Consider the following 25,684-nt stretch of genomic DNA (forward strand, 5'->3'; position numbering starts at 1 on the left):
CAGCCCTGAATGCGCGGCAGAATACGCGAACTACGTCTCAAAAACACCCGGGCAATCTGTCAACCGGGCGCCACGCGCGTCACGACCAACGGTCGTGACCTACCGACGTTGGTCGAAGCCGGATGCGGTAGGTCACGACCGTTGGTCGTGACCGTGCATTACCACTGCATCCACACGGTCAACGCATGCAGCAGCAGCCCGATCAACCCACCCACCAGGGTGCCGTTGAACCGGATGAACTGCAGGTCGCGTCCCACGCTCAGCTCCAGCTGCTCCACCAGGTGCCGTTCGTCCCATCCCTTCACGGTCTGGGCGATATGGCTGGTCACGCCCTCGCGCAGGCGGCTGGTCAAGCGCTCGGCGCCGTCCATGAGGTGCTGGTTGAGCGCTTCGCGCAACGAGGGATCGTCCTGCAGCGCCTGGCCGACCTTGGCCAAGCTGCGCCGCAGGTGCGCGGCCAGCGCCGAGTCCTCGCGGGACAGGTCGGCGCGCAGGCTGGCATGGATGCGCGCCCACAGGCCCTGCACATACTCCTGCACCGCGGGGTGGTCGATCACCTGCTGCTTGAGCTGGTCGACCTTTTCCGCCAGTGCCGGGTCGTGCCGCAGGCGCTGGATGTAGTCGCCCAGCCACGCCTCGTAATCCTTGCGCAGCGGGTGTTCCGGCTCGGCCAGGATCTGCTGCAGTTCGGCCAGCACCGCGTGCGCCATGCGCTCGGCCAGGCTGTCGCCGATCTCGTCGATTGGCTTGACCCAGTTGACCGTGCTGGCCAGCTTCGGCCATTCGCGCTGGATGTAGCGGACGATCAGTTCCGACGCGCGCTGTCGTACCGCGTCGTTGTCCATCCACTGGCTGATCCGGGTCAGCCCTTCATCCAGCACCCGCTGGTGGCGGTTGTCGGCGGTGAGCAGGCCGAGCAGCTCACCGGCGGTGGCCGCCGCGTTCCACTGCCGCAGCTGCTCGACCACGAAGGCCTGGATGCTGCGGCGCACGGCGGCTTCGTCGAGGAAATCCAGCGCCTGCAGGGCCCAGCCCCGGGCCATGTCGGCCAGCAGCCGCGACCGCGCGGGATCGGCCAGCCAGCTGCCGAGCCGGCTGGCGGGGTCGAACACCTGCAGCCGGGCCAGGAGTGCCTGCGGTTCCAGGAACTGGTCGCGCACGAACACCGCCAGGCTGTCGGCGATGCGTTCCTTGCTGCGCGGGATGATCGCCGTATGCGGGATCGGCAGGCCCAGTGGGTGGCGGAACAGCGCCACCACCGCGAACCAGTCGGCCAACGCGCCCACCGCAGCCGCTTCGCAGAATGCGGACACCCACGCCCAGATGCCGCGTTCGCCGTTGAGGTGGCTGATGACAAAGCCGGCCAGCATGGCCAGCAGCATCGCCAGGGCAATGGCCTTGAGGCGACGCAGCTGCGCGCGGCGGGGGTCAAGTGAAGGTGTGGTGTTCATGCGGCCAGTGTATCGACCTGGGCGCGAACGCCACCTCGACAGTCATCCGGAGGGCCGGATCACGCCACTTCGGCGACCTGTCGGCGAAGTGCCGCCAGCTGCGCGCGGAGCGCATCGTTCTCGAGCGTCAACGCAATCACCCGCTGGCGCAGCTCGGCCGGGCCTTCGCCCAGCGAGGCCAGCGCGTCGGCAATCTCGGCCTCACGGCTCGGATCGATCTCCAGTTCGCCATCGGCGCTGTGCAGCACCTCCTGGACCGGCTTGCGCGGCTTACGCTTGGCCTCGCGCACGCGCTTGGCCGCCTGCTTCAGTTCGTCCTTGCCGGCCGCCGCCGCCGCGCGCTGTTCCTCTTCCGGCAGCGCAGCCACCGCAGCCGCGGCGCTGATCGAGATCACGCCGCTCTTGACCGCTTCCACCAGCTCCGGTGCGGCCTGCTTGTGGATGCGTTCGATCATCGTCACCTGGCTGCTGCTCAACCGGGCTTCGCGCGCCATGTCGGCGCGGCTCACCTTCGGCGCCGGTGCCCACGGCGGGCTGTCCTCATCGCCTTCAGGCGTGGCATCGGCAATCTCGCCGTCGCTTTCGCGCTGCAGCTGGGCCTGGTCGGCGCGGTGGCGCTCGGCCAGGATGTCGCGCTTGCGCAGGGCCAGCACGCCGCGCTGGAAATCGGAGACGCTGCGCCGGCCCAGGTGCTGTTCGATCATCCACAGGTGCACATCGTCCATCGACTGGAAGCGGGTGTTCTGCACCGTCTGGAACGGCAGGCCGTGCTTCTGGCAGATGCCGTAACGGTTGTGCCCATCCACAAGTACATCGTTCCACAGCACCAGCGCGTCGCGGCAGCCTTCGGCCAGGATGCTGCGCTCCAGCGCCTCGTGCTCATCGGCGGTAAGCGGATCGATGTAGGCCTTGAGTTCTTCTTTGACGACGATGTCCATGCAATCCGGTTGGCGAGCAGCTGTTGACCGCCCATTGTACCGGTCGCCGGCGTCACGCCGTGGCGCGGATCATCTCGCCCAGCACGTCCACGATCCGGTCGATCTGCGCCCGGTCGATGATCAGCGGCGGCGACAGCGCGATCACATCGCCGGTACAGCGCACCAGCAGCTGCCCATCGCGGAAGCAGCGCTCGAACACCTCATAGCCCCGGCTGCCGGGGGCGTCCTTGCGCGGCGCCAGTTCCACCGCACCGATCAGCCCGAAGTTGCGGATGTCCACCACGTTGGGCAGCCCGCGCAGGCTGTGCAGGCGGGTCTGCCAGTACTCGCCCAGTTCGATGGCACGGTCGAACAGGCCCTCCGCCGCATAGGTGTCCAGCGCCGCCAGCGCGGCCGCGCAGGCCAGCGGGTGGCCGGAATAGGTATAGCCATGGAACAGCTCGATGGCCCCGGGCGGGCCCTGCATGTAGGCGGCGTGGATGGCATCGGACACCATCACCGCGCCCATGGGCACCGCGCCGTTGGTCAGGCCCTTGGCCATCGTCAGCAGGTCGGGAGTGACCCCGAAGCGCTGCGCGGCAAAGGCATTGCCGACCCGGCCGAAACCGGTGATGACCTCGTCGAACACCAGCAGGATGCCGTGCTGGTCGCAGATCTCGCGCAGGCGCTGAAGGTAGCCCGGCGCCGGCAGGATCACCCCGGCCGACCCGGCGATGGGCTCGACGAACACCGCGGCGATGGTCGACGCGTCATGCAGCGCGATCAGCCGCTCCAGGTCCTCGGCCAGCTCGGCGCCGTGGCGCGGCAGCCCGGGGCTGAAGGCATTGCGGGACAGGTCCAGGGTGTGGCGCAGGAAGTCGCTGCCTGCCAGAAGCGGGCCGAAGCCCTTACGGTTGTTGGGCAGGCCGCCGATCGACAGCCCACCGAAACCGACCCCGTGGTAGGCCTTCTCGCGCCCGATGAAACGGGTGCGCTGGCCTTCGCCACGCAGCCGGTGGTAGCCGAGCACGATCTTCATCGCCGTATCCACCGCCTCGGAACCGGAGTTGGTGAAGAAGGCGTGGTTCAGCGGTCCGGGGGCGAGCGCGGCCAGGCGCTCGGCCAGCACGAACGGCAGCGGCGAGCCCATCTGGAACGGCGGGGCGAAATCCAGCGTGGTCGCCTGCTGCTGGATGGCCTGCACGATCCGCGGCCGGGCGTGCCCGGCGTTGCAGCACCACAGCCCGGCGGCGCCATCAAGGATCGGGCGGTCGTCCACGTCGTGGTAGTACATGCCTTCGGCACGCACCAGCAGGCGCGGTGCGGCCTTGAACTGGCGGTTGGCGGTAAACGGCATCCACCAGGCGTCGAGGGTGGTGGGCGCGTTTTGGGACAGCGAAGACGCTGGCGTTTCCGTGAGGGCCATGGTGCTGGATCCGCGGATGTGGATGGTCTCGACTTTACTGCCTGGATCGTTGCTTCGTTGTGGACCGCCTGGTCCGGCCAACGGCCGGGGCTACCGGGGGTGTCGTGGGCGGGCCAGTCACTGTTGCCGGTGCAACCATCCCGCCGGTCGGTTGCGGTCACGTGGCAGAATCGGGCAGCTGATCTTCCCGCACGTGACCGATGTCGACTCCTGCCGCTGCCCACGCCGCCAATTCGCCCCGCCGTATCCTGCTGGCCAGCCTGATCGGCACCACCATCGAATTCTTCGATTTCTACATCTACGCCACGGCGGCGGTGCTGGTGTTCCCGCACCTGTTCTTCCCCGGCAGCAGCGAGGGCGCGGCGCTGCTGCAGTCGCTGGCGACCTTCGCGGTGGCCTTCATCGCCCGCCCGGTGGGCTCGGCGGTGTTCGGCCATTACGGCGACCGGATCGGACGCAAGGCCACGCTGGTGGCGGCGCTGCTGACCATGGGTGTGTCGACCGTGGCGATCGGCCTGCTGCCCACCCACGCCAGCATCGGCATCGTGGCGCCGGCGCTGCTGGCGCTGTGCCGGTTCGGCCAGGGCCTGGGGTTGGGCGGCGAGTGGGGTGGGGCGGTATTGCTGGCCACCGAGAACGCGCCGCCGGGCAAGCGCGCTTGGTACGGCATGTTCCCGCAGTTGGGCGCGCCCCTGGGCTTCCTGCTCTCGGCCGGCATCTTCCTGCTGCTGGGCCGCGCGATGAGCGATGCGGACTTCCTGCAATGGGGCTGGCGCGTGCCGTTCCTGGCCAGCTCGTTGCTGGTGGCGGTAGGCCTGTGGGTGCGCCTGAACATCCACGAGACCCCGCAGTTCCAGGCCGCACTGGACCGCAACGAGCGCGTGCGCCTGCCCATGTGGACCGTGCTGCGGCACCACCCGCGCACGCTGGTGCTGGGTACGCTGGGTGCGTTCGCCACCTTCGTGCTGTTCTACCTGATGACGGTGTTCACCCTGGGCTACGGCACCACGGTGCTGCGCTACAGCCGCGAGCAGTTCCTGCTGCTGCAGATGGTGGGCATCCTGTTCTTCGCCGCCGGCATCCCGCTGTCGGCGATGTACGGCGACCGCTGGGGCACCCGGCGCACGATGATCGTGGCCAGCGGGTTGATCCTGGGCTTCGGCGTGCTGTTCGCCCCGTTGTTCCAGGCCGGCAGCCCGTGGCTGGTGGTCGGCTTCCTTGCACTGGGCCTGTTCCTGATGGGCTTGACCTACGGCCCCTGCGGCACGTTCCTGGCCGAAATCTACCCGGTGCAGGTGCGCTATACCGGCGCCTCGCTGTCGTTCAACCTGGCCGGCATCCTCGGCGCGGCCCCGGCGCCGTACGTGGCCACCTGGCTGGCCGGCCGTTTCGGCCTGGTCGCGGTGGGCTACTACCTGTGCCTGACCGCGGTGATCACCATCCTGGCGCTGCTGGCCATGGGGCGGCCGACCCGGCTCAGCGGAAAATCCGCTTGAGCGTGCGGCCCAGCCAGCTGCCCTGCTGGTGGTCGCGGGCGAACTGGTTCAGGTGCTGCTTGACCGATTCGGCGTAAGCCTTGTCATCGCCCCGGATGTGGTTGAACAGCCAGCGCGACAGCATCGTGCGCAGCTCGTCGGTGACGTCCTCGCCGGCCTGGAAGCGCAGCCGGTATTCGGCCACGCGCTTGCCGAAGATCTCGTGCACGCGCTTGTGCGCGGCGCAGAACGGGTAGCCGGCTTCTTCCATCAGCTCTTCCTCGAACGCGAAGTGCGACATGGTGTAGTCCACCAGTTCGTCGATCACCTCGGCCACGGCGACTTTGTGCAGGCTGGTCTGCGCCACGTGCAGATGGTTGAGCATCTCCACGATGCGCATGTGCTGGTGGTCGATGACGTCGATGCCGATGTTCAGGTCGTCCTGCCAGACCAGAAGTGCCATGCTGCGTTCCCTGTGATGTTCGCTGGGAACGACTCTAGGCAGGGCAGGGCGCGCCTGCGTTGATCTGGATCAAGGCGCCAGCGCGGGTTCCCGGGCGGCGGTGGCCTCGCGCGTGCTGCACACGCGGTTGCGGCCATCGGCCTTGGCCAGGTACAGCTGGCGGTCGGCCTCTGAGATCAGCCGGTGCAGCGAATCATGCTGCGGGCGCAGGCAGCACAAGCCGATACTGACGGTCATGCGCAGCGTGGTGTGGCCCAGGTCCACTTCCAGCGCTTCGATACGCTGGCGCAGGATCTCGAAGTAGCCGATCGCTTCGTCTTCTTCCAGCCCCGGTACCAGCAGGCAGAACTCTTCGCCACCGAAGCGCGCGATCAGGTCCTGGTCGCGCGCGTGGTCGGCGACCGCTGCAGCGACCGCCCGCAACGCGTCGTCGCCGGCTTCATGGCCGTGGGTGTCGTTGATGTGCTTGAAGTGGTCGATGTCGATCATCGCCACCGCGACCTGCTCGCCTTCCAGCTGCAGCTTGGGCAGCTGGCGCGTGCTCTGCTCCAGGAAGCAGCGGCGGTTGGGCAGGCCGGTGAGGAAATCGCGGGTAGCCAGGTCCTGCAGCGTGCCGATCAGCTCCAGCTGGTCGACGTTCTGCGAGACGCGGCAGAAGAACTCCTCGCGCGAGAACGGCTTGCGCAGGAAGTCGTTGGCGCCGTTCTTGAGGAAGCGCGGAATCAGCGACGGATCGGTGTTGCCGGAAATGCCGATCACCGCCACCTTGTCGCGCGAGCGCAGGGTGCGCAGGCGGCGGGTGAACTCCACGCCCTCCATGCCGGGCATTTCCTGGTCGACCACCGCAAGCCGGATCGCCGGGTGGGCCTCGATTGCCTTCAGGCCCTCGGAACCGTCGGCCGCTTCGTAGACATCGTGGCCGTACATGCGAAGCAGCGAGGCGGCGTACATGCGAGCGGACATCGAATCGTCCACCACCAGCGCGGCGATGCGCCGGTTGCGCTCAAGCCGCTGCACCAGCCACACCAGGTAATCGATGCTGCCGGGGGTGTTCTTGAGCACGTAATCGATGATCTGCTGCTGCAGCACGCGCTTGCGCAGGTCCTCGTCGTACACCCCGCTGACCACCACCGTGCGCAGCCCGCGCGACAGGAAGTACTCCACCACCTTGTCGCGGTCGCCATCGGCCAGCACCAGCCCGGTCAGCACCAGGAACCAGCCCTGTTCCTCATCCAGCAGGCGTCCGGCCTCGGCCAGCGAGGTCGCCACCGACACCGGCAGCTCCAGCCGCTGCTCGATCGCTTCCTTGAGCATCGTGGTGAACGTGCGCGAGTTCTCCACCAGCAGGATCCGCTGGGGGAGGTCATCACCGGGGTCGCTGGGGAAGGCGCCCTGAAACAGTGCCGGCATGTTGCGTACGCTCGAATCCGAGAGGGTCGGAAGGTGTATCGGCGTCTTCACGCCGGACTTTAGGCCCAATCTCCGGATCTGTGACCGCAATGTCCGGATCCCGGCCCCCCGGACCCCCGGGGACCTCCGATACCCCCACAACTCCCGGACCGTAGTGCCACGCCCTGCGTGGCAGCCCCTATCGCGCGACGCAGCCAAACCGTAGGAAAAATCAATCGCTACCACGCTGGAATGAGATCTGATGCACGTCCCGGCCTGCTCACGTTCCTTACGATTCCTCTGTACGCGCAACTCGGGTCGGCAACACATGGACAATCTCTACAAGGAAGTGACCCCGCTGCTCACGTTCCTGCTGCCCGGCTTCCTTTCCGCATCGATCTTCTACGGATTCACGTCTCATCCCAAACCCAGTCAATTCGAAAGGACAGTTGAAGCGCTGGTCTTTACGTTCGTTTTTCATGCCGTCACTCGGATGATTGAGGCCGTGTTGGAAGCACTCGGCCGGATCTGGTCCGTCGGAGAGTGGACATCGACGAGCCAACTCACCTGCTCGGTGTTGATTGCGACAGCTTTGGGTGCGTTGATGGCGGGTGCGGTCAACAAAGATACCGTTCATTCCTGGCTGAGGAAGAAGGGGCTGACTTCGCGCAGTTCACATTCAAGCGAGTGGCATGGCGTGTTGGGTTCGAGCCTTTCCGATGTCGTACTGCACCTGGTCGACGGGAGGCGGCTCACGGGTTGGCCGAAGGAGTGGCCTCTGAATCCAGGCCGTGGCCAGTTCTACATCCTCGATCCTGCGTGGATCGACGATGATGGAAATCCGGTGGATCTGATTGATCTGGAGGGCATAATCATTCAAGCGACCGATGTCAGGTGGGTCGAAGTGATAATGGGTGAAGGAGTTCGAAATGGCTGTTTTACGCAACGGTTCCAATCCACCACTGCCGCCATGGAGACGCGTGCGTTCTGACGGCGCGGATCAACCGGTTCGCAGTAATCGGCCCAAGCTTCCGCCGAATCCACCGCCTGCACCAAAGCGGCCTTGAGTAGAGCGCTGCGCATCACTGCGCAGCCTTCACCCCAACACATCCCGCAGCTTGTACCAGGACATCGCGGCCACCAGCAGTGGCGTACGCAGCAGCTTCCCACCGGGGAAGCGCCCATGCGGGATGCGCTCGAACACATCCAGCCGTTCGTTCTGGCCGGCAATGGCATCGGCAATGACCTTGCCTGCCAATCCCGTCGCCGCCACGCCATGGCCGGAGAAACCCTGCGCGAAGTACACGTTGGGCGTGAGCCGGCCCCAGTGCGGGGCGCGGTTGCGGGTGATGTCCACGTAGCCGCCCCAGACCTGTTCCATGCCCACGTCCGCCAGCTGCGGAAACACCTGATGCATGCGTTTGGTCATTACCCCGCGCAGGTTCGGCGGCGGCAGCGCCGAATAGCTGGCGCGGCCGCCGAACAGCAGGCGGTGGTCGGTACTGAGCTTGAAGTAGTCCAGTGCCCAGCTGACATCGGCCACGGCCATGTCATTGCGGATCAGCGCCCGCGCCCGTTCCTCGCCCAAGGGCGCGCTGGCGCCGATGTAGGTACCCACCGGCATGATCCGGCTCTCCAGCTCCGGCGCGATGCCCTGCAGCCAGGCATTGCCGGCGATGACCACCTGGTTTGCGGTGACGTTGCCGTGGGCTGTCCGCAGCTGCGGGCGGTTCCCGCGCACCAGTTCAACGACAGGGCTGGCCTCATGGATCACCACGCCAAGCCCCTCAGCCGCGCGAGCCAGCCCCTGCGCATAGGCCAGCGGATGCAGATGGCCGCTGGCCGCATCGAACATCGCGCTGCGATAGCGCGGGCTGTCGAGCTGGCTTTGCAGCTGCTGCCGGTCCCACCACTGCAGTGGGTAGTCGTAGCGCTCCACCAGGGTATCCATGCCCGCACGCAACGCACGCTCCTGCCGTGCATTGATCGGCACGCTGGCGTGGCCATCGCGCCAGTCGCAGTCGATCGCGTAGTGGCTCAGGCGGTGGCGGAGCAGGGCCATGCCTTCACGCGAGAAGTCGAACAGCCGGCGCGCATCGGCATTGCCGACCAGCCGTTCCAGCGTATCCACCTCGCAGCCGTAGCCGACAATGGCCTGGCCGCCATTGCGGCCCGAGGCGCCCCAGCCGACCCGGTGCGCTTCGAGCACGGTCACCCGGTAGCCGCGTTCGGCCAAGGACAGCGCAGCCGACAGGCCGGTGTAGCCGGCGCCCAGCACGCACACGTCGGTGGCATGGTCGCCCCGCAGCGGCGCGCGCAGTGGCGTGTCGGGCACGCTGTCGGCATACCAGCTGGGTGCATGCGCCTGTCCGGCCAGGCTCATCGGGGGCTCGCTCATGCGCACAGCATGCCAGCAACCTGTGTCGAGGGCAGGTGCGCCCGCTGTGACGGCGGCTGCCGGCGAGGGTACAGTGGCACTATCACAGTACGTTCCAGCCCTTCGGCGAAGCTTGTCGTCGTTACTCCAGCACAGCAGACCGGTCATGACCACCCGAACGCGTTCGCGCAAAGCCCCGTCTCCATCGCGCAAGGCCGCCGCTCCCTCGCGGAAGGCGCCCGCGCGCAAGGCCGCCGCCAAGCCGGCCGCCCAGGAGAGCGTGCTGCTGCGCTGGCTCAAGGATCGCCACATCACCGAGGTGGAGTGCCTGGTGCCGGACATCACCGGCAACGCGCGCGGCAAGATCATCCCGGCCGACAAGTTCTCGCACGACTACGGCACCCGCCTGCCCGAGGGCATCTTCGCCACCACCGTCACCGGCGAGTTCCCGGACGATTACTACGAGCTGACCTCGCCCTCGGACTCGGACATGATCCTGCGCCCGGACCCGGACACCGTGCGCATGGTGCCGTGGGCCACCGATCCCACCGCCCAGGTCATCCACGATTGCTACACCAAGCACGGCGAGCCGCATGAGCTGGCGCCGCGCAACGTGCTGCGCCGGGTACTCGATGCCTATGCCGAACTGGGCCTGCGCCCGGTGGTGGCGCCGGAGCTGGAATTCTTCCTGGTGCAGAAGAACACCGACCCGGATTTCCCGCTGCTGCCGCCCGCCGGCCGCTCGGGCCGCCCGGAAACGGCGCGGCAGTCGTACTCGATCGATGCGGTCAACGAATTCGATCCGATCCTCGACCTGATGTACGACTACTGCGATGCGATGAAGCTGGACGTGGACACGCTGATCCACGAATCCGGCGCGGCGCAGCTGGAGGTCAACTTCACCCACGCCAACGCCATGGACCTGGCCGACCAGGTGTTCCTGTTCAAGCGCACCATGCGCGAATCGGCCATGCGCCACGGGGTGTACGCCACTTTCCTGGCCAAGCCGATGGAAACCGAGCCGGGCAGCGCCATGCACATCCACCAGAGCCTGGTGCGGATCAGTGATGGGCACAACGTGTTCAGCGGCGACAACGGCGGCGAGGAGTTCAGCCCGCTGTTCGGCCACTACCTGGCCGGCCTGCAGAAGTACGTGCCGGCGGCGATGGCCTTCTTCGCCCCGAACGTGAATTCATACCGCCGGCTGGTGTTCGGCGAAGTGTCCCCCAGCAACGTGCACTGGGGCTTCGACAACCGCACCTGCGGGCTGCGGGTGCCGCTGGACACCCCGGAGAACATGCGGGTGGAGAGCCGGTTCGCCGGCTCGGACGCCAACCCCTACCTGGCCATGGCCGCCACCCTGGCCGCCGGCCTGCTGGGCATCCGCGAGCAGGGCTCGCCGACCGCGCCGATCAGCGGCAGCGCCAAGGAGCTGGGTTACGACTTGCCGCGCTCGCTGGGCGAGGCGCTGGACGGCCTGGAGCGCTGCCCGGAGCTGCGCGAAATGCTGGGCGAGCGCTTCTGCCGGGCCTACGTGTCGGTCAAGCGCAAGGAATACGAGACCTTCTTCCGCGTGATCAGCTCCTGGGAACGTGAATTCCTGCTGCTGAATGTGTGACAGGCCCAGCCGCCCGATCCCGCATGGCCAGCCCGGGCCCGTGCTGGGAAAATAACCAGTTGCCCGTTAGGCTGGCACCGTTCTACCGGTCCGGCCGGTTCCCCACCTCGCACCTGACCCGCGGAGAGTCCAATGAAGCTGCGAATCCTCACCCTCGGCATCGCCGTTTCCCTGATCAGCGCCTGTGGCGGCGCCAAGCAGGAAGACAGCAAGGTGCTGAATGTCTACAACTACAGCGACTACATCGCCGAAGACACCATCCCGAACTTCGAAAAGGCCACCGGCACCAAGGTGACCTACGACGTGTTCGACAGCGACGAGATGGTCGAGACCAAGCTGCTGGCGGGTGGCAGTGGCTACGACGTGGTGGTGCCGACCCTGAACTTCTTCGGCCGCCAGATCCAGGCCGGCGTGTTCCTGCCGCTGGACAAGAGCAAGATCCCGAACCTGGCCAATCTCGACCCCGAGATGATGAAGCGCATCGCGCAGCAGGATCCGGACAACAAGTACGGCGTGCCGTACATGATCGGCACCACCGGCATCGGCTACAACGTGGAAATGCTCAAGGAGCGTTTCGGCGGCAGCACCGATATCGCCAACAGCTGGGACCTGATCTTCAAGCCGGAAAACATCGCCAAGATGAAGGATTGCGGGATCACGATCCTGGATACGCCGGCCGACATGATTCCCATCGCCCTGCATTACCTGGGCGAAGACCCGCACAGCCATGACCCGGCGGTGATCCAGAAGGCGGCCGACCTGCTCAAGACCATCCGCCCGTACGTGCAGAACTTCCACTCCTCGCAGTACGTGGGTTCGCTGGCCAACGGCGGCACCTGCCTGGTGGTGGGCTGGTCGGGCGACATCATCCAGGCCCGCGACCGCGCAGCCGAAGCGGCCAACGGCGTGACCGTGGCCTATTCGATCCCGAAGGAAGGCGCGCCGCAGTGGTTCGACATGCTGGCCATTCCCAAGGATGCCAAGCACCCGGAAGCGGCCTACGCCTTCATCAATTACCTGCTGGACCCGAAGGTCGCCGCGGCCAACACCAACTTCATCCACTACGCCAACCCGGTGAGCGCGGCCACGCCGCTGGTGGACGAAGCGATCCGAAACGACCCGACCATCTACCCGCCGGCCGAGGTGGCCGCGAAGATGTTCACCTACTCGATCAACCCGCCGGAAGTGGACAAGCTCTACACCCGGTTGTGGACCGAGGTGAAGACGGGTCGCTGAGGCGACGGGTTTGAACGATGGAAAGAGGGGCCGCCAGTGAAAATCGGCGGCCCTTTTTCATGGGGAGCAGTGCTGCCTTGCCCAAACGTGAGGCGGGACGATCCTGGTCGACGGAGAGCCGGTGAAGGTCGGGGAGCCCGGTCCAGACGACTGTCGAAATCCGCGAAGTTGGATGTAGTACGTGGCATCCTGGTCCAGCGCGTAGTTGGCGGAGATGTTGATGTCGATAGCAATCTCCTCGCCGGGCTTCAGTGCCACGACCTCATTCCGCACCTCCGGCACCAGGTTGACCACTGTTCCCGTGTACCTCGCCGCGTTGCCAGAGGTCGAGGCCACCTGAAAATAGTCGCTCCACAGTTTTCCGTCAGGCATCGCGCTGGGAATGTCTGCTGCGCGGATCGTGGCTGTCTGTGGGCCTGTGTTGACGTACCGCACCGTCACCACAACACTGTCGCTGGGTGGCGCGCAGCCTTTTGCTTCGGCAGAATAGACACAAAGCAGGAGGGCAGCCGCCATCCATAGCCTAGAGAACCTCACGGTTCCATCCGTTCTATGCACGAATTGACCATCGCCGAAGCATGCAGTAGCTGCGCGAGGATGCTCGGCAAGAGCGCTTCCGCATCCCGCCCGCCATTGCACAGGAAGTTCGAGCTTGGCCGCTGCAGGTTGTACATGCCGATGAAGAACAGGCCCGGCTGCGGGGAGACGCCGTACTCGCCCAACGGGTAACCGTTCGGGTCGAGTACGCCCGGTACTTCGAGCCATGGCCACTGTGCGTCGAAACCGGTGGCCGCCACGATCGTGCCGATTCCGGCGGCGTCGAGCCGGATGCAACGTGGGGAGGCGTCCGGCTCCCAGTCCAGGTAGACCTCTTCGGGCAGGTAGCGGGCGTCATCGGTCGGTGTTTCTGCGGCTGAAGCATAGTGCGCATCGGCCATGTCGTTGAGGTGCTTGTACTCGGCGCGGGTGCCGGCCACCGCCTCGCGGATCTGCGGGCGCGCATCGCGGAAGTGCGCGATGTGGCCTTCCAGATGTTCCAGCCTGCCAAGCAGCACGATGCCCTCGCGGTGCATCGACAGCAGGCTGATCGAGCTGCCCTTGCCCAGCGCACCGGTACCCGATACCAAGGGGAACTCCGCCGTTCTCGCCTTCTGCAGGGCGCCCGGCACCCCCGCGATCACGTCCGGGCGTTCGCTCACGTGCCGATGCAGGAGCCCCTGCATGTCCCACCAGTGCATGGAATCCCGGCCGCGTACGCGGCGGATGTGCGAGAAACGGTCGGCCATGGACCAGTACACCTCGCGCCCGGCAGTGCGAAGGTCCTGGGCGATCTGTGCGCCGGACTGGCCACCGCCGATCACAAGTACGGCGCCCGAGCCGAGCTGCTCGGGTCGCCGGTACTCGCTGGAGTGGACAACCTCCAGCTCGGCGGCAGGGGAGAAGAACGCCCGCGGCCAGCGCGGGCGACGGTACTCCCCGCTGGCCACGACCACGCAGCGTGCCTCGAGCGTGCCATGGCTGGTGATGACGCGGTAGCCGTCGCCAACTGCAAACACCCGATGCGCGGTGCACCCCTCGACGACGGGCAGCTGCCGTCGACGCGCATAGTCGGTCAGCATGTCGATGACGTCGGGCGCGGTGGCGAAACCCGTTGGATCCGGGCCGTCGTATTGGTAGCCGGGCAGGGCGGTCAGGAAGTTGGGCGTGTTGAGGCGGAACGAATCCCACCGTCGCGTCCAGCTGGAGCCGATGGTTTCTGCCTCCAGAACCTGGTGGCGCACGCCTGCCTCCGTGAGCAAGGAGCTTAGCGATAGACCGGAGTGGCCAGCGCCGATAATCAGCGCATCGAACTTCGATGAGTGCTCTGACCGAATTCCACTCTCGGCGGCCTTGGATTCGTCGTTGGCCGGCATGCGTTGCTCCTCTTGGTTGGCTTTCGACTGCACTGGGAATCTCTTCTTCCGTCGCACAATCGTCAACGCTACCGAGATAGGAGTGTGATGCATCGCCTAACCCGGGCATCTCGTTCGTATCAAGCTGTGCTGTCCATCAAAGAATCTCACGCGCGAATGCCGCGAGACGTCGAGAGCGACAAAGCTGGATGCGCGATTGGCCAGTTTCAACACTACGTCGGGGCGGATACTGTCAATGTCTGGAGCTTCAACGTTGGATTTGGTGCCAAACGCTTCTTTGGCTGACCTATCTGTCGGTGTTTGGCCTATAGCGTCGCCATGTCAACGGCGATCAGATCTGGGGGGTGGATGCAAAAATGCAAACCAGATCTCCCCGCAAACAGGCGCTCCGGCACAGAACGAAAGATCGTTGCCGCGTTCAGTTCAAATGTCCTTGTTGCTGTGAATTTCATCGTGGTAGAAACGCCCGCCTCCCCATGCTCCCGGCGTCGCTGCGGACCGCATGGGGAGCGATGTCGATTCCCTATGGCTTCAGGATCACAAAAAGATGGCGTCACGTATTGTTGGTACGGTTGATTTGGCTTCTTACGACTGCCGTCAGGACATCCAGTACCTGAATTCGGTAGAGAAACAGCCGGAGGAGTACGATGAATTCGCTCAGGGATACTGGAAGAACCTCTCCCTTCTGAACAGTTCTGGCTGCATGGATGACTCTCAGTACAAGAACTGCGCAGCGGCGCGCGCTACCGGGCATATGGTGCGCTGCCCGGAGATAGCCAGGATGTTGGAGGAGACCTTCAACCTCGAAATTGCAAAGATGGTGCGGGCGAGAAATCTGATGGATGGAATGGTTATTCCTCATCGGGATTTTGTCGAGCTTGACCCGGAGTTGTCCTACTTCCGCGTGTTCATACCTATCGAGTACAACCAAGACTCTTATCACTCAGATGTGGGAGGTGTTTTCCAGATGCGGCCTGGTGAGGTCTGGTTCCTGGATGCAGCGGTCAGCCACGCGGCGATCAACTTCTCAAGCGATAGCAGGATGTTCATCTGCCTCGACTTCGTCTTTGATGGTGAGTTCAACGAGAAGGAGATCTTCAGGGAAGGTGTCCTTGTTCCTGGGCGAACGCGCGATATACACATTTCCAGGCCAGCGTTGTCTGAGGATGACTTGGCTGACATCATCGGCTCGATCACTTCCGGGATATCCAGGCACAATCTCAAGGAGCACATCTTCGAGTGCTCCAGGGTTCATTTCAGATACGACGTTCACGTCACGGCGTGCTATGACTGGCTGATCCAAGGTGCTGTCGCTTCGGGAGACGAAGTAGTCACACGTAAACTTCGGTCGCTAAAGCGATTTCTTGTGGAACGTCGTGCGATGGACGAGCGATTCACTTTCGAGATGCAGTGACGTTTGGTGCCCCATATGAAGCTGCTATCGTGGTCGGCGCCAGTTGCTTTCCTGATCATGTGGGGGAGCGGTGCAATTTTTGTCAAGTTGGGTCTCCTGGACGCTTCGGTTTGGACATTCCTTGCCATCAGGTCCGTCGGCGCCTTCTTGATCCTCGGCGGCATCTGCCTTTATGTCTTCAGGAGACGATTATCCGCTAGTATTCTCCTGCTTCCTGCAGCGCTCATTATGCGGATGTTGCTTGCCGGGATTCTTCTGCAGGTGGTCTATCAGGGTGCTTTCTTTCTCGCCATTGAGAACGGGCTGTCGCCCGGACTGCTGGCTATAGTTCTTGGTCTGCAGCCATGTCTGACGTCGCTATTGGCCAGAGAGGATGTTGGTATGAAGGGCCATCTTCTACTGCTGTTGGGCTTTGCCGGCCTGGGTGTGTCAGTGACTGGTGCACGAGACGTGAGTTCGCTTGCGATCACTGGCGTGGTGTTCGCGGTTGTATCGGTCACTGCGATGAGCCTGGGTTCGGTCTTCCAGAAGCGGGTGGAGCTCAATCCGCTGGTGTCCGCGCTTTACCAGAGCATGGTCGCCGCGGTGGTTTTTTTGATTGTCGCTCTGTACGTGGGGCCGTCCTGGACTCCAGGGCCGCGGCTCTTCTTTGCAGCTTCCTGGATGATTGTTGTGGTTTCCGTAGGCGCAACTTTGCTACTTCTCCACATGTTGAGCCGGGGTTCCGCAGGCAGCGTCAGCGCGCTTTTCTATTTGGTTCCAGTTGTAACCATGACGTTTGACTATATGGTCTTCGGTGAGCGGGTTACGCTGCAGACTGTGATCGGCTCAATGCTGGTGGTTCTCTCCATCGTCCTCTTCAGGAAACACCTGCAGGCCAGGGATACTCCGATGCGGATTGACGGGCCGAGAGTACGCGACCTGTAATGGGTGAGGGGCCTGACAAGGGCCCCTCACCGGAAGGCGCTTTGGCGGGGCAAGCTGTCGATCGATCAGTTCACGCGCTTTGGGCGCGCAGCTCGTTACAGTTTCAGGCAAGGGCAGCTCCTAGGCCCCAACCGCCACGATCCGGTATCGCTGCTGTCGCCAACGGTCGCTAAAATGGGCCGTCCCCCCCGTCCTGACGCCGCTCCTGGAGCCGCTGCCCATGCCATTTGAAGCCAAGCCGGAAGGCGAGGTCGTCCCGGTCCTGGAGCCGGGCTATCTGTCCATCCGCGCGCTGCGCAAGGAATTCGACGGCTTCGTCGCGCTCGACGACGTCAGCCTGGACGTGCGCAAGGGCGAGATCTTCGCCCTGCTGGGCGGCTCGGGCAGCGGCAAATCGACCCTGCTGCGCTGCCTGGGCGGGTTCGAAACCCCCACCGCCGGCACCATCGACCTGGACGGCCAGCGCATCAATGCGCTGCCCCCGTACCAGCGGCCGATCAACATGATGTTCCAGTCCTACGCCCTGTTCCCGCACATGAGCGTGGAGCAGAACATCGCCTTCGGCCTGAAGCAGGACGGCCTGGCCCGCGACGCCATCCGCCGCCGGGTCGGCGAGATGCTGGAGCTGGTGCAGCTGGAGAAGCTGGCCAAACGCAAGCCGCACCAGCTGTCCGGCGGCCAGCAGCAGCGCGTGGCGCTGGCGCGGTCGCTGGCCAAGGGGCCCAAGCTGCTGCTGCTGGACGAGCCGATGGGCGCGCTGGACAAGAAGCTGCGCTCGCAGATGCAGCTGGAGCTGGTCAACATCATCGAGACCTCGGGCGTGACCTGCGTGATGGTCACCCACGACCAGGAAGAGGCGATGACCATGGCCACCCGCATCGCGGTCATGGATGCCGGCTGGATCCAGCAGGTCGGCAAGCCGGACGAAATCTACGAACAGCCGGCCAACCGCTTCGTGGCCGGCTTCATCGGCTCGGTCAACCTGTTCGACGGGGTGATCGACGAGGACCTGCCCGAGTACGTCACCGTGCGTACGCCGCTGTTCCCCGCGCCGATCTACGTCGCCCACGGCATCACCGGCTATGAAGGGCAGCCGGTGGCGTTCGCGCTGCGCCCGGAGAAGGTGATGATCGGCAAGGACGAGCCGGCCGGGGATACCAACAAGGCACACGGCGTGATCGAGGAGATCGCCTACTTCGGCAGCCATTCGGTGTACCACGTGCGCCTGCCCAGCGGGGCCAAGGTGCTGTCCAACTTCGCCAACTCCCAGCGCTGGGCCAGCGATGGCCTGACCTGGGGCGACAGCGTCTGGGTGCACTGGCGCGACAACGACGGCGTGGTGCTCACCGCATGAACGCCACCGGCTGGAAGCGCTGGCTCCCCGGCACGCGCAGCGGCGTGATCGCCGCGCCGTACCTGTGGCTGCTGCTGTTCTTCGCGGTGCCGTTCGTGATCATCCTGATGATCTCGTTCTCGCGCACCCAGGTCGGTTCGCCGCCGTATACGTGGCTGCTGGAGTACGTGGACGGCGCGTTCTCGCTCAAGCTCAACCTGGGCAACTACGCGGCCATGGTCAAGGACAGCCAGTACGTGCTGGCCTACCTGAGCTCGATCAAGATCGCGGTGATCGCCACGCTGTTCACGCTGCTGATCGGTTACCCGATGGCGTACGTGATCTCGCGGATGAGCCCGGCCGCGCGCAACGTGGCGATGATGCTGGTGGTGCTGCCGTCGTGGACCTCGTTCCTGATCCGGGTGTATGCATGGATCGGCATCCTCGACCGCAACGGCCTGCTCAACCAGCTGCTGCTGAAGATCGGGGTGATCGATGCGCCGCTGCAGATCCTGTACACCCCGACCGCCGCCTACATCGGCATCGTGTACTGCTACCTGCCGTTCATGGTGCTGCCGCTGTACGCCAACCTGGTGAAGCTGGACAACCGGCTGCTGGAGGCGGCCTACGACCTGGGCGCCAAGCCGTGGCAGGCGTTCCTGCGCATCACGCTGCCGTTGTCGCGCACCGGCATCATCGCCGGCTGCATGCTGGTGATGATCCCCGCCGTGGGCGAATTCGTGATCCCGGAAATGCTGGGCGGGCCGGACACGCTGATGATCGGCCGGGTGCTGTGGGGCGAGTTCTTCAACAACCGCGACTGGCCGACGGCCTCGGCGGTGGCGATCGTGATGCTGGCCCTGCTGCTGGTGCCGATCCTGCTGTTCAACCGGGTGCAGCAGCGCGAGCTGGAAGGGAAGCTGACATGAGCATGGTGCGCCGCAGCCGCTGGCTGGGCTGGACGGTCCTGGGGCTGGGCTTCGCCTTCCTGTACCTGCCGATCCTGCTGTTGATGATCTATTCGTTCAACGCGTCCAAGCTGGCCACGGTCTGGTCGGGCTTCTCCACGCGCTGGTACGGCGAGCTGTTCAACAACCGGCAGATCCTGGATGCGCTGTGGATCAGCCTGAAGGTGGCGTTCTGGACCGCCAGCGCGGCCACCGTGCTGGGCACCATGGCGGCGATGGTGATGACCCGTTTCAAGCGCTTCCCGGGCAAGACCGTGTTCGGTGCGTTGATCACCGCGCCGCTGGTGATGCCCGAAGTGATCCTGGGCTTTTCGCTGATGACGCTGCTGGTGGCGATGGGCGGCATCCCGGGCTTCCCCAGCCGTGGGGTGGGCAGCATCTGGATCGCGCATGTCACGTTCACGCTGTCCTTCGTGACCGTGATCGTCTCCTCGCGCCTGCAGGAACTGGACCGTTCGCTGGAAGAGGCGGCCATGGACCTGGGCGCGAGCCGGTTGAAGGTGTTCTTCCAGATCACCCTGCCGATCATCGCCCCGGCGCTGGTGGCCGGCTGGCTGCTGGCCTTCACCCTGTCGCTGGATGACGTGGTGATTGCCAGCTTCGTGGCCGGGCCGAATTCGACCACGCTGCCGATGAAGGTATTCGCCTCGGTGCGGATGGGGATCAAGCCGGAGATCAATGCGCTGGCCACGCTGATGGTGCTGGCGGTGTCCGTGGCGGCCGTGGCGGGGTGGTTCATCACCTCGCGCAGCGAGAAGCGCCGGCAGCGCGACATGCAGCTGGCCCTGCAGGACAAGGGCTGACGCAACATCCGGCTCACAGGGCCGGGCGCAGAATGGGTGCCTGTCTTTCGGAGCACCGCGATGACCGTTGAAATCGTCAACCCCGCCACCGGCCTGGTGGCTTACCGCCACGAACTGTTGAACGCGGCCGGGATAGAGCAGCGCCTGGCCGCTGCCGCCGCGGCCTTCCCGCTGTGGTCGGCCCGCTCGCTGCAGGAGCGCGGTACCATCCTGCGCGCCATCGCCGCCCAGCTGCGTGCGCGCAGGGACGACATCCAGCAGGCAATGACCACCGAGATGGGCAAGCTCAAGAGCGAGGCGCTGGCCGAGGTGGAAAAGTGCGCGCAGGCCTGCGAGTACTACGCCGACCACGCCGCCGATTACCTCAAGCCGCAGCTGATCGACACCGAAGCCCAGCGCAGCTACGTGCGCTATGAACCGATCGGCTGCGTGTTCGCGGTGATGCCGTGGAATTTCCCGATCTGGCAGGTATTCCGCTTCCTGGCGCCGGCGTTCATGGCCGGCAACGTGGCCCTGCTCAAGCATGCCAGCAACGTGCCGCAGTGCGCGGACCTGATCCTGGCGGTGTGCCGCGACGGCGGCTTGCCGGAGGGCGTGTTCGATGTGCTGCACATCGACAACGACCAGGCCGCCGAGGTGCTCCGCGACAAGCGGGTCAAGGCGGTCACCCTGACCGGCAGCGAGCGGGCAGGGCGCTCCATCGCCTCCAATGCCGGTGACCAGCTCAAGAAGTGCGTGATGGAACTGGGTGGCAGCGATGCGTTCGTGGTGCTGGACGATGCGGACCTGGACAAGACCGTCGCGGCAGCGGTGAAGTCGCGCTTCGACAACAGCGGGCAGACCTGCATCGCGGCCAAGCGCTTCATCGTGGTCGATGCGATTGCCGATGCGTTCGTGGAGAAGTTCGTCGCGGCGGCTGGAGCGCGCGTGTACGGCGATCCGCAGGACGAGAAGACCACGCTGGCGCCGATGGCCCGTGCAGATCTCCGCGACGAACTGCACAAGCAGGTGCAGGCGAGCGTGGGCAAGGGCGCGAAGGTGCTGCTGGGCGGCGAGCCGGTGGCGGGCACGCACGCGGGCTACCCGGCGACCATCCTCGACAACGTGGTGCCCGGCATGCCGGCCTACGAGGAAGAACTGTTCGGGCCGGTGGCGGCGATCCTGCGCGTGCGCGACGACGCCGATGCGCTGCGCGTGGCCAACGATACGACGTTTGGTCTGGGCGGTAGCGTGTGGAGCGGCGACCCGGTGCGCGGCGAAGGCATCGCCAAGCGGCTGGAATGCGGCGCCGCGTTCGTCAATGCCATCGTCAAAAGTGATGTGCGGTTGCCGTTTGGTGGCAGCAAGCGGTCCGGGTTCGGTCGCGAGCTGGCCGACCACGGCATCCACGAGTTCATGAACATCAAGACGGTTTACGTGGCCTGATACAGCGTGACCACCAACGGTGGTCACCTACCGACAGGCAGACGCACCGGCGGGGGACGCAACGGCGGTCATCCGACCGTGGCGGTCTCCCGGCGGTAGGTATCGACCGTTGGTCGATACGCGCTTACAGCCACCGTACCCGCTTGAACAGGCGGTACAGGCCCACGCAGATCGCGCCCACCCCGATGATCATCGCGGGGTAGGCCCACGGCCTGTCCAGCTCGGGCATGTGGGTGAAGTTCATGCCGTACCAGCTGGTGATCAGGGTCGGGGCTGCCAGCAGCGCCGCCCACGCACCAAGGCGCTTGACCGTCTCGCCCTGGGCCAGCGTGACCAGCGACAGGTTCACGCTCAGCGCCGTGCCCAGCATCTCGCGCAGGGTGTCGATCACATCGCTGATGCGCACGGCGTGGTCGTGCACGTCGCGGATGTACAGCTTCACTTCGTCGGGGATCAGCTCGCCGGGGTAGCGGCGCAGCTGCGCCAGCACGTCCTGCAGCGGTGCCACCGCCATCCGCATCTTGTTGAGTTCGCGCTTGAGCTCATACAGGCGCACCACGGTACTGCGCTGGTAGCTGTCGGCGAAGATGTCCTTCTCCAGCGAATCCAGGGTGTCGCGGAAGTCGGTGGTGATCGGCAGGTAATTGTCGACCACGAAATCCAGTACGCCGTACAGGCAGTAGGACGCACCCATGGTCAGCAGTTGCGGCTCGCGTTCCACCCGTGCGCGCACCGGCGCGTAGGAGAGCGAGGCACCGTGGCGCACCGTGACCAGGAAACGCGGGCCGAGGAACGCATGGGTTTCGCCATACTCGATCCGGTCGTGCACCCGCTGCGCCGTGGTGACCACCACGAACAGGCTGTTGCCGTACGCCTCCACCTTGGGCCGCTGGTGTGCGTTGCGCGCATCGTCGATGGCCAGGTCGTGCAGGCAGAACTCTTCCTGCAGCTTCAACAGCACCGAATCGGCAGGGTCGTACAACCCCACCCAGACAAACCCGTTGTTGCTGGCGATCACGTCGCTGATCGCATCCAGCGCGATGTCGTGCCGCTTTCCCTGGTCGTCGTAGTGCACGCAGTTGATGACGCAGGTGGGATTGGCGGTGGTTTCCATGGTCGACATCCTGCGTCAGCGGTCCGTGACAGCCGGGTCATGACGGCCCAGCACCCAGGCCAGCGCCACGTGCAGTGGCAGCAGCAGCACGATCCACTGCAGGTTCACCTGCGCCTGCAGGGTCAGCCAGTGCAGCACCAGGCCCACCAGTGAAAGGACGGCAACGGTCCACAGCGTCCAGCGGAACCACGCCCGGGGCGCGCGCCCGCGCAGCAGGGTCACGGCGCCCGGAAGCAGCAGCAGGCACAGCGGCGAGAGCTGCAGCAGGTTGCGGTTGGCCCAGGCGGCGTGGTGCGCGCTGAAGCCCCACAGGTAGGCCAGCAGGATGCCGGCAATCCCGCAGAACAGCCACAGCGGCACGGCCAGCCCGGCCAGCAGGCGCCGGCGGCGCTGCAGGGCGAATACGCCGGCAGCCAGCACCAGCCCGCACAGCAGCCACGGCCACCAGCGCCGCGCGAATTCAGCCGGCTCCGGCGCGATCCGGTGCGGCAGCAGTTCCTGCTCGTCCTGCACCAGCGGGCGGCCGTCGCTGTTGCGCACCTCGCGCAGCGCGTCGGCCAGGCGCATCGGCACGAACGCTTCCTGCCAGCGCGACAGTGGCTGGTCGGCGAACGGGCCGAGGCCGATATCGAAGCCCAGCCACATCCACGGGGCCGGTGAGGCCAGGCGCACCGATTCGCTGCGGTAGGTGTTGCCGCGCGAACGGCCGGACAGCTGCGAGTGCAGCCCGCCGCCCAGCGCGCCATCGATCGCATCGCGGACCATGGTGGCGCAGTTGGCAGTGTAGTAGTCGTAGCGGTAGCGCGCGTTTTCCGGCTTGGCGCGCTCGGCCAGCGAGGCGGCCAGGGTGCGTGCCTGGTCCGGGCTGAGGTCCAGCCACTGCAGGTTGGCGCCGCGGCCGCTGTCGCGGTAGTAGGACAGGTCCTGGTCCAGCGGCAGCGCCACCAGGTAATACATCATCTCGCCGCGCAGGAAGCGGCCGACGAAGTCGGGTTCGCTGGGGTCGAAATAGCCGAAGTTGTACGAGGTGGCCTCGCCGGTGACCGGGTCCTCAACCACGATCGCATCATGCCCGAAGCGCTCGAAGAAGATGCTGCCCGGCTGCATGGTGACGATGCCGATGCGCGGCGGAGGCGCTTCGGCAGGCGTCGCGACGGCGGTGGCGGTCGCCGGTTCGGGCGTGGCCTGCGCCAGTGCGGCCAGCGGCAGGCTGGACACACCGGCCAGGAACAGGAGGAACAACAGGCGGCACAACGGCCACCGCGTCAGCAGGGGCCGCATGGCGTGGGTCAATCCTCGATGATGGCGTCGGGTGGCAGCACGGTCACATGGAACGCCTGCACGCGGCGGGCATCGGCGCGCGCCACCCGGAACACGAAGCGGTCCAGGGTCAGCTCGTCGCCGGTCTCGGGCAGGTGCCCGATCGCCTCGGTGACCAGGCCACCGATTGTGTCGTAGTCGTCGTCGGGGAACGTGGCGCCGAAACGCTCGTTGAAATCCCCGATCGGGGTCAGCGCGTCGACCACGTACTGGCCGTCGGCCTGGATCGCGATCTGCGCGGTGTGGTCTTCGGCCTCGTCGTGCTCGTCGTCGATCTCGCCGACGATCTGCTCCAGCACGTCCTCGATGGTGACCAGCCCGGCAACTCCGCCGTACTCGTCCACCACGATGGCCATGTGGTTGCGCGAGAGCCGGAACTCCTTGAGCAGCACGTTGAGCTTCTTGGCTTCTGGAATCAGCACCGCCGGGCGCAGCAGTTCGCGCACGTTGGCCGGCCCATTGTCGGCGACCACGCCGCGCAGCAGGTCCTTGGCCAGCAGCACGCCCAGGATGTCGTCCTTGTTGTCGCCGTGCACCGGGAAGCGCGAATGGCCGGATTCGACCACCTGCTTCATCAGTTCAAGGAAAGGGGCTTCCACCGGCAGCGAGACCATCTGCGAACGCGAGATCATCACGTCGCCCACGGTGAGCTCGGCCACCGAGATCGCGCCCTCCATCATGCGCAGCGTGTCGGCGGCAATCAGGCCGTCTTCGTGCGCGGAGTGCAGTACCGCCACCAGCTCGTCGCGGGTGTGGGGTTCGCCGGAGAAGGCAGACGTCAGGCGTTCAAGCCAGCTGCGCTTCTTCTCATTTTGCTCCGGAACGGAGCCACTACTGTCGTCTTCAGACATCTCTGCAAAAAAGGCACCCGGCGAGCCGGGCGTTGGCGCCAGTCTAGCAGGATGCGGGCCGCTGTCAGCGCCCGCCCGGCGGGGTGTTCACGGACGGGGGCAGGGCGGCGGCCGGCGGGGCCGGGGTGTCGGCCGGGGCCTCCTCCTCGGCGGGCAGGTCCAGGCTGTAGGTGCAGCCGGCCAGGGTCTTGCCCGGGTGGGTCTTGACCGTGGACAGGCTCAGGATGATCGATTCGATCATCGGCTCGCCGGTGCGCGGATCGGTCACGTCCCGGCTGACCACTTCACGGCCGGCCATGAACTTGTCCGGGTTGTCCACGCCGTCTTCCAGGGCCAGGGTCCTGGCCATCGGGCGGGGATCGGCCACGTCAAGGATGGCCATGATGCTGGCCCCGGACACCGCCACGTATTCGGTGCGCTGGCCGAACACCGTGAGCGGCGTGGCCAGGCGGTACTCGCTCATGAACTGGTTGTTCTGCGGCAGCGGCTGCATGCCGTTGGCCACCGCCTTGAGCGGGTCGGCCACGACCGGAGCGACGGCGTCATAGTCGGCCACGCGCTGGCGGCACTCGATCAGCGCGGCCAGGTCCAGCGGCGCGGCGGCAGGGCCGTCCGTCGTCGGCGCGGCGGCCAGGGCCGGGGTGGAAAACAGGGCCAGCAGGCACAGGCAGGCGGGTCGTGCGAAGGTCATGCAGGAAACGTCCGTCAGGGGCGGCGGCTCAGCGCTCGCCGGCATAGGGGTCGGCGATGCCGAGGTCGGCCAGGATCTCGCGCTCCAGCTGTTCCATGGCTTCGGCTTCCTTGTCGTCCTCGTGGTCCCAGCCCAACAGGTGCAGCACCCCGTGCACGGTCAGGTGCGCGTAGTGGGCATTGAGCGCCTTGGCCTGTTCCACCGCTTCGGCGGCCACCACCGGCGCGCAGATCACCAGGTCGCCCAGCAGGGGGAACTTGACCCCCTTGGGCAGGCCCTCGGGCAGCTCAGCCGGGAAGCTGAGCACATTGGTGGCGTAGTCCTTGCCGCGGTAGTGCCGGTTCAGCGACTGGCCCTCCTTGGCGTCGACCACGCGGATGGCCAGGTCGGCCTCGCGGATGCGGCCGTTGAGCGCCGCGGCCACCCATTTGCGGAAACTCACCGCCGACGGCAACCCGGCACGGGGCAGGGCGTAGCTGACGGCGACATCGAGTCGAATGGGGCCTTTGGTCATGGCGGTTCCGGCACTTCGGGTTCTATCAGGAAACGACAGTATCGCGCGAGTGGCGCCGC

General features: G+C 65.7%; 23 protein-coding genes. 10 read left to right on the forward strand and 13 right to left on the reverse strand.

Going from position 1 to position 25,684, the window contains the following annotated elements; all coding sequences use genetic code 11:
- Positions 1-158 precede the first annotated feature (158 nt).
- Genes NMB40_RS05130 through aptA form a run of 3 tightly spaced genes read right to left on the reverse strand, consistent with a single transcriptional unit; the run spans position 159 to position 3,794 of the window.
- On the reverse strand, positions 159-1,451 hold the full coding sequence (locus tag NMB40_RS05130) for a DUF445 domain-containing protein (RefSeq protein ID WP_494360356.1): 1,293 nt from the start codon (positions 1,449-1,451) through the stop codon (positions 159-161).
- A gap of 59 nt (positions 1,452-1,510) precedes the next feature.
- A complete protein-coding gene (locus tag NMB40_RS05135) occupies positions 1,511-2,389 on the reverse strand; it encodes a ParB N-terminal domain-containing protein (RefSeq protein WP_494360357.1) in 879 nt (292 codons plus the stop codon).
- A 52-nt stretch (positions 2,390-2,441) separates the two neighbouring features.
- Positions 2,442-3,794: an omega-aminotransferase AptA gene (aptA, locus tag NMB40_RS05140; protein ID WP_494360358.1), complete on the reverse strand. Its 1,353-nt coding sequence runs from the start codon at positions 3,792-3,794 to the stop codon at positions 2,442-2,444.
- 200 nt (positions 3,795-3,994) lie between these two features.
- Between aptA and NMB40_RS05145 the strand changes: the two genes are divergently transcribed.
- The gene (locus tag NMB40_RS05145; RefSeq protein ID WP_494360359.1) at positions 3,995-5,290 is read left to right on the forward strand and encodes an MFS transporter; all 1,296 of its coding nucleotides are present in this window, start codon (positions 3,995-3,997) and stop codon (positions 5,288-5,290) included.
- Here the strand turns inward: NMB40_RS05145 and NMB40_RS05150 are convergent.
- Both NMB40_RS05150 and NMB40_RS05155 read right to left on the reverse strand, forming a co-directional pair.
- Positions 5,271-5,732, reverse strand: a complete 462-nt coding sequence (locus tag NMB40_RS05150) for a bacteriohemerythrin (RefSeq protein WP_282246435.1) — start codon at positions 5,730-5,732, stop codon at positions 5,271-5,273. The two genes, NMB40_RS05145 and NMB40_RS05150, sit on opposite strands and share 20 nt — an antisense overlap.
- A 69-nt stretch (positions 5,733-5,801) precedes the next feature.
- Positions 5,802-7,142 carry a diguanylate cyclase gene (locus NMB40_RS05155; RefSeq protein ID WP_494360360.1) on the reverse strand — a complete coding sequence of 447 codons (1,341 nt, stop codon included), beginning with the start codon at positions 7,140-7,142 and terminating at the stop codon, positions 5,802-5,804.
- A gap of 307 nt (positions 7,143-7,449) precedes the next feature.
- On the opposite strand from NMB40_RS05155, the gene NMB40_RS05160 reads away from it, so the two are divergent.
- Entirely contained in the window at positions 7,450-8,112 is a 663-nt protein-coding gene (locus NMB40_RS05160) for a DUF6338 family protein (protein ID WP_494360361.1), read from the forward strand.
- 105 nt (positions 8,113-8,217) lie between these two features.
- On the opposite strand, the gene NMB40_RS05165 is transcribed toward NMB40_RS05160, so the two are convergent.
- The gene (locus tag NMB40_RS05165) at positions 8,218-9,519 is read right to left on the reverse strand and encodes an NAD(P)/FAD-dependent oxidoreductase (protein WP_494360362.1); all 1,302 of its coding nucleotides are present in this window, start codon (positions 9,517-9,519) and stop codon (positions 8,218-8,220) included.
- Positions 9,520-9,664: 145 nt separating this feature from the next.
- Here NMB40_RS05165 and NMB40_RS05170 point away from each other — a divergent pair, with 145 nt between their 5' ends.
- Both NMB40_RS05170 and NMB40_RS05175 read left to right on the forward strand, forming a co-directional pair.
- The gene (locus NMB40_RS05170) at positions 9,665-11,116 is read left to right on the forward strand and encodes a glutamine synthetase family protein (protein ID WP_494360363.1); all 1,452 of its coding nucleotides are present in this window, start codon (positions 9,665-9,667) and stop codon (positions 11,114-11,116) included.
- A gap of 132 nt (positions 11,117-11,248) precedes the next feature.
- Positions 11,249-12,352 (forward strand): polyamine ABC transporter substrate-binding protein, encoded by a 1,104-nt coding sequence (locus tag NMB40_RS05175; protein ID WP_494360364.1) that lies wholly within the window; start codon positions 11,249-11,251, stop codon positions 12,350-12,352.
- Positions 12,353-12,409: 57 nt separating this feature from the next.
- On the opposite strand, the gene NMB40_RS05180 is transcribed toward NMB40_RS05175, so the two are convergent.
- Both NMB40_RS05180 and NMB40_RS05185 read right to left on the reverse strand, forming a co-directional pair.
- The gene (locus NMB40_RS05180) at positions 12,410-12,868 is read right to left on the reverse strand and encodes a hypothetical protein (RefSeq protein WP_494360365.1); all 459 of its coding nucleotides are present in this window, start codon (positions 12,866-12,868) and stop codon (positions 12,410-12,412) included.
- Positions 12,869-12,885: 17 nt separating this feature from the next.
- On the reverse strand, positions 12,886-14,265 hold the full coding sequence (locus tag NMB40_RS05185) for an NAD(P)-binding domain-containing protein (protein ID WP_494360366.1): 1,380 nt from the start codon (positions 14,263-14,265) through the stop codon (positions 12,886-12,888).
- Between the two features lie 547 nt (positions 14,266-14,812).
- Here NMB40_RS05185 and NMB40_RS05190 point away from each other — a divergent pair.
- From NMB40_RS05190 to NMB40_RS05215, 6 genes are all read left to right on the forward strand, one after another.
- Entirely contained in the window at positions 14,813-15,679 is an 867-nt protein-coding gene (locus tag NMB40_RS05190; protein WP_494360367.1) for an aspartyl/asparaginyl beta-hydroxylase domain-containing protein, read from the forward strand.
- Between the two features lie 15 nt (positions 15,680-15,694).
- Positions 15,695-16,606, forward strand: a complete 912-nt coding sequence (locus NMB40_RS05195; protein WP_494360368.1) for a DMT family transporter — start codon at positions 15,695-15,697, stop codon at positions 16,604-16,606.
- A gap of 220 nt (positions 16,607-16,826) precedes the next feature.
- Positions 16,827-17,960, forward strand: a complete 1,134-nt coding sequence (locus tag NMB40_RS05200; RefSeq protein WP_494360369.1) for an ABC transporter ATP-binding protein — start codon at positions 16,827-16,829, stop codon at positions 17,958-17,960.
- Positions 17,957-18,868, forward strand: a complete 912-nt coding sequence (locus tag NMB40_RS05205; protein ID WP_494360370.1) for an ABC transporter permease subunit — start codon at positions 17,957-17,959, stop codon at positions 18,866-18,868. Before NMB40_RS05200 ends, NMB40_RS05205 begins: the two co-directional genes overlap by 4 nt.
- Positions 18,865-19,710: an ABC transporter permease subunit gene (locus NMB40_RS05210; protein WP_494360371.1), complete on the forward strand. Its 846-nt coding sequence runs from the start codon at positions 18,865-18,867 to the stop codon at positions 19,708-19,710. Before NMB40_RS05205 ends, NMB40_RS05210 begins: the two co-directional genes overlap by 4 nt.
- A 60-nt stretch (positions 19,711-19,770) precedes the next feature.
- Positions 19,771-21,135: an NAD-dependent succinate-semialdehyde dehydrogenase gene (locus NMB40_RS05215; RefSeq protein WP_494360372.1), complete on the forward strand. Its 1,365-nt coding sequence runs from the start codon at positions 19,771-19,773 to the stop codon at positions 21,133-21,135.
- Between the two features lie 124 nt (positions 21,136-21,259).
- Here the strand turns inward: NMB40_RS05215 and NMB40_RS05220 are convergent, their stop codons facing one another.
- The 5 genes from NMB40_RS05220 to ybeY all read right to left on the reverse strand — a co-directional run bounded on the left by NMB40_RS05220 (position 21,260) and on the right by ybeY (position 25,625).
- Complete coding sequence (locus tag NMB40_RS05220; RefSeq protein ID WP_448142396.1) at positions 21,260-22,249, reverse strand: magnesium and cobalt transport protein CorA; 990 nt, start codon at positions 22,247-22,249, stop codon at positions 21,260-21,262.
- Positions 22,250-22,264: 15 nt separating this feature from the next.
- Positions 22,265-23,530: a lipoprotein N-acyltransferase Lnb domain-containing protein gene (locus NMB40_RS05225; protein WP_494360373.1), complete on the reverse strand. Its 1,266-nt coding sequence runs from the start codon at positions 23,528-23,530 to the stop codon at positions 22,265-22,267.
- An 8-nt stretch (positions 23,531-23,538) separates the two neighbouring features.
- Positions 23,539-24,420 carry a CorC family transporter gene (locus tag NMB40_RS05230; protein WP_282246450.1) on the reverse strand — a complete coding sequence of 294 codons (882 nt, stop codon included), beginning with the start codon at positions 24,418-24,420 and terminating at the stop codon, positions 23,539-23,541.
- Positions 24,421-24,484: 64 nt separating this feature from the next.
- Entirely contained in the window at positions 24,485-25,111 is a 627-nt protein-coding gene (locus tag NMB40_RS05235; RefSeq protein ID WP_494360374.1) for a hypothetical protein, read from the reverse strand.
- 28 nt (positions 25,112-25,139) lie between these two features.
- Positions 25,140-25,625: an rRNA maturation RNase YbeY gene (ybeY, locus tag NMB40_RS05240; RefSeq protein WP_282246452.1), complete on the reverse strand. Its 486-nt coding sequence runs from the start codon at positions 25,623-25,625 to the stop codon at positions 25,140-25,142.
- Positions 25,626-25,684: the final 59 nt, after the last annotated feature.

It is taken from the genome of Stenotrophomonas sp. FBCC-B152 (assembly GCF_059134105.1).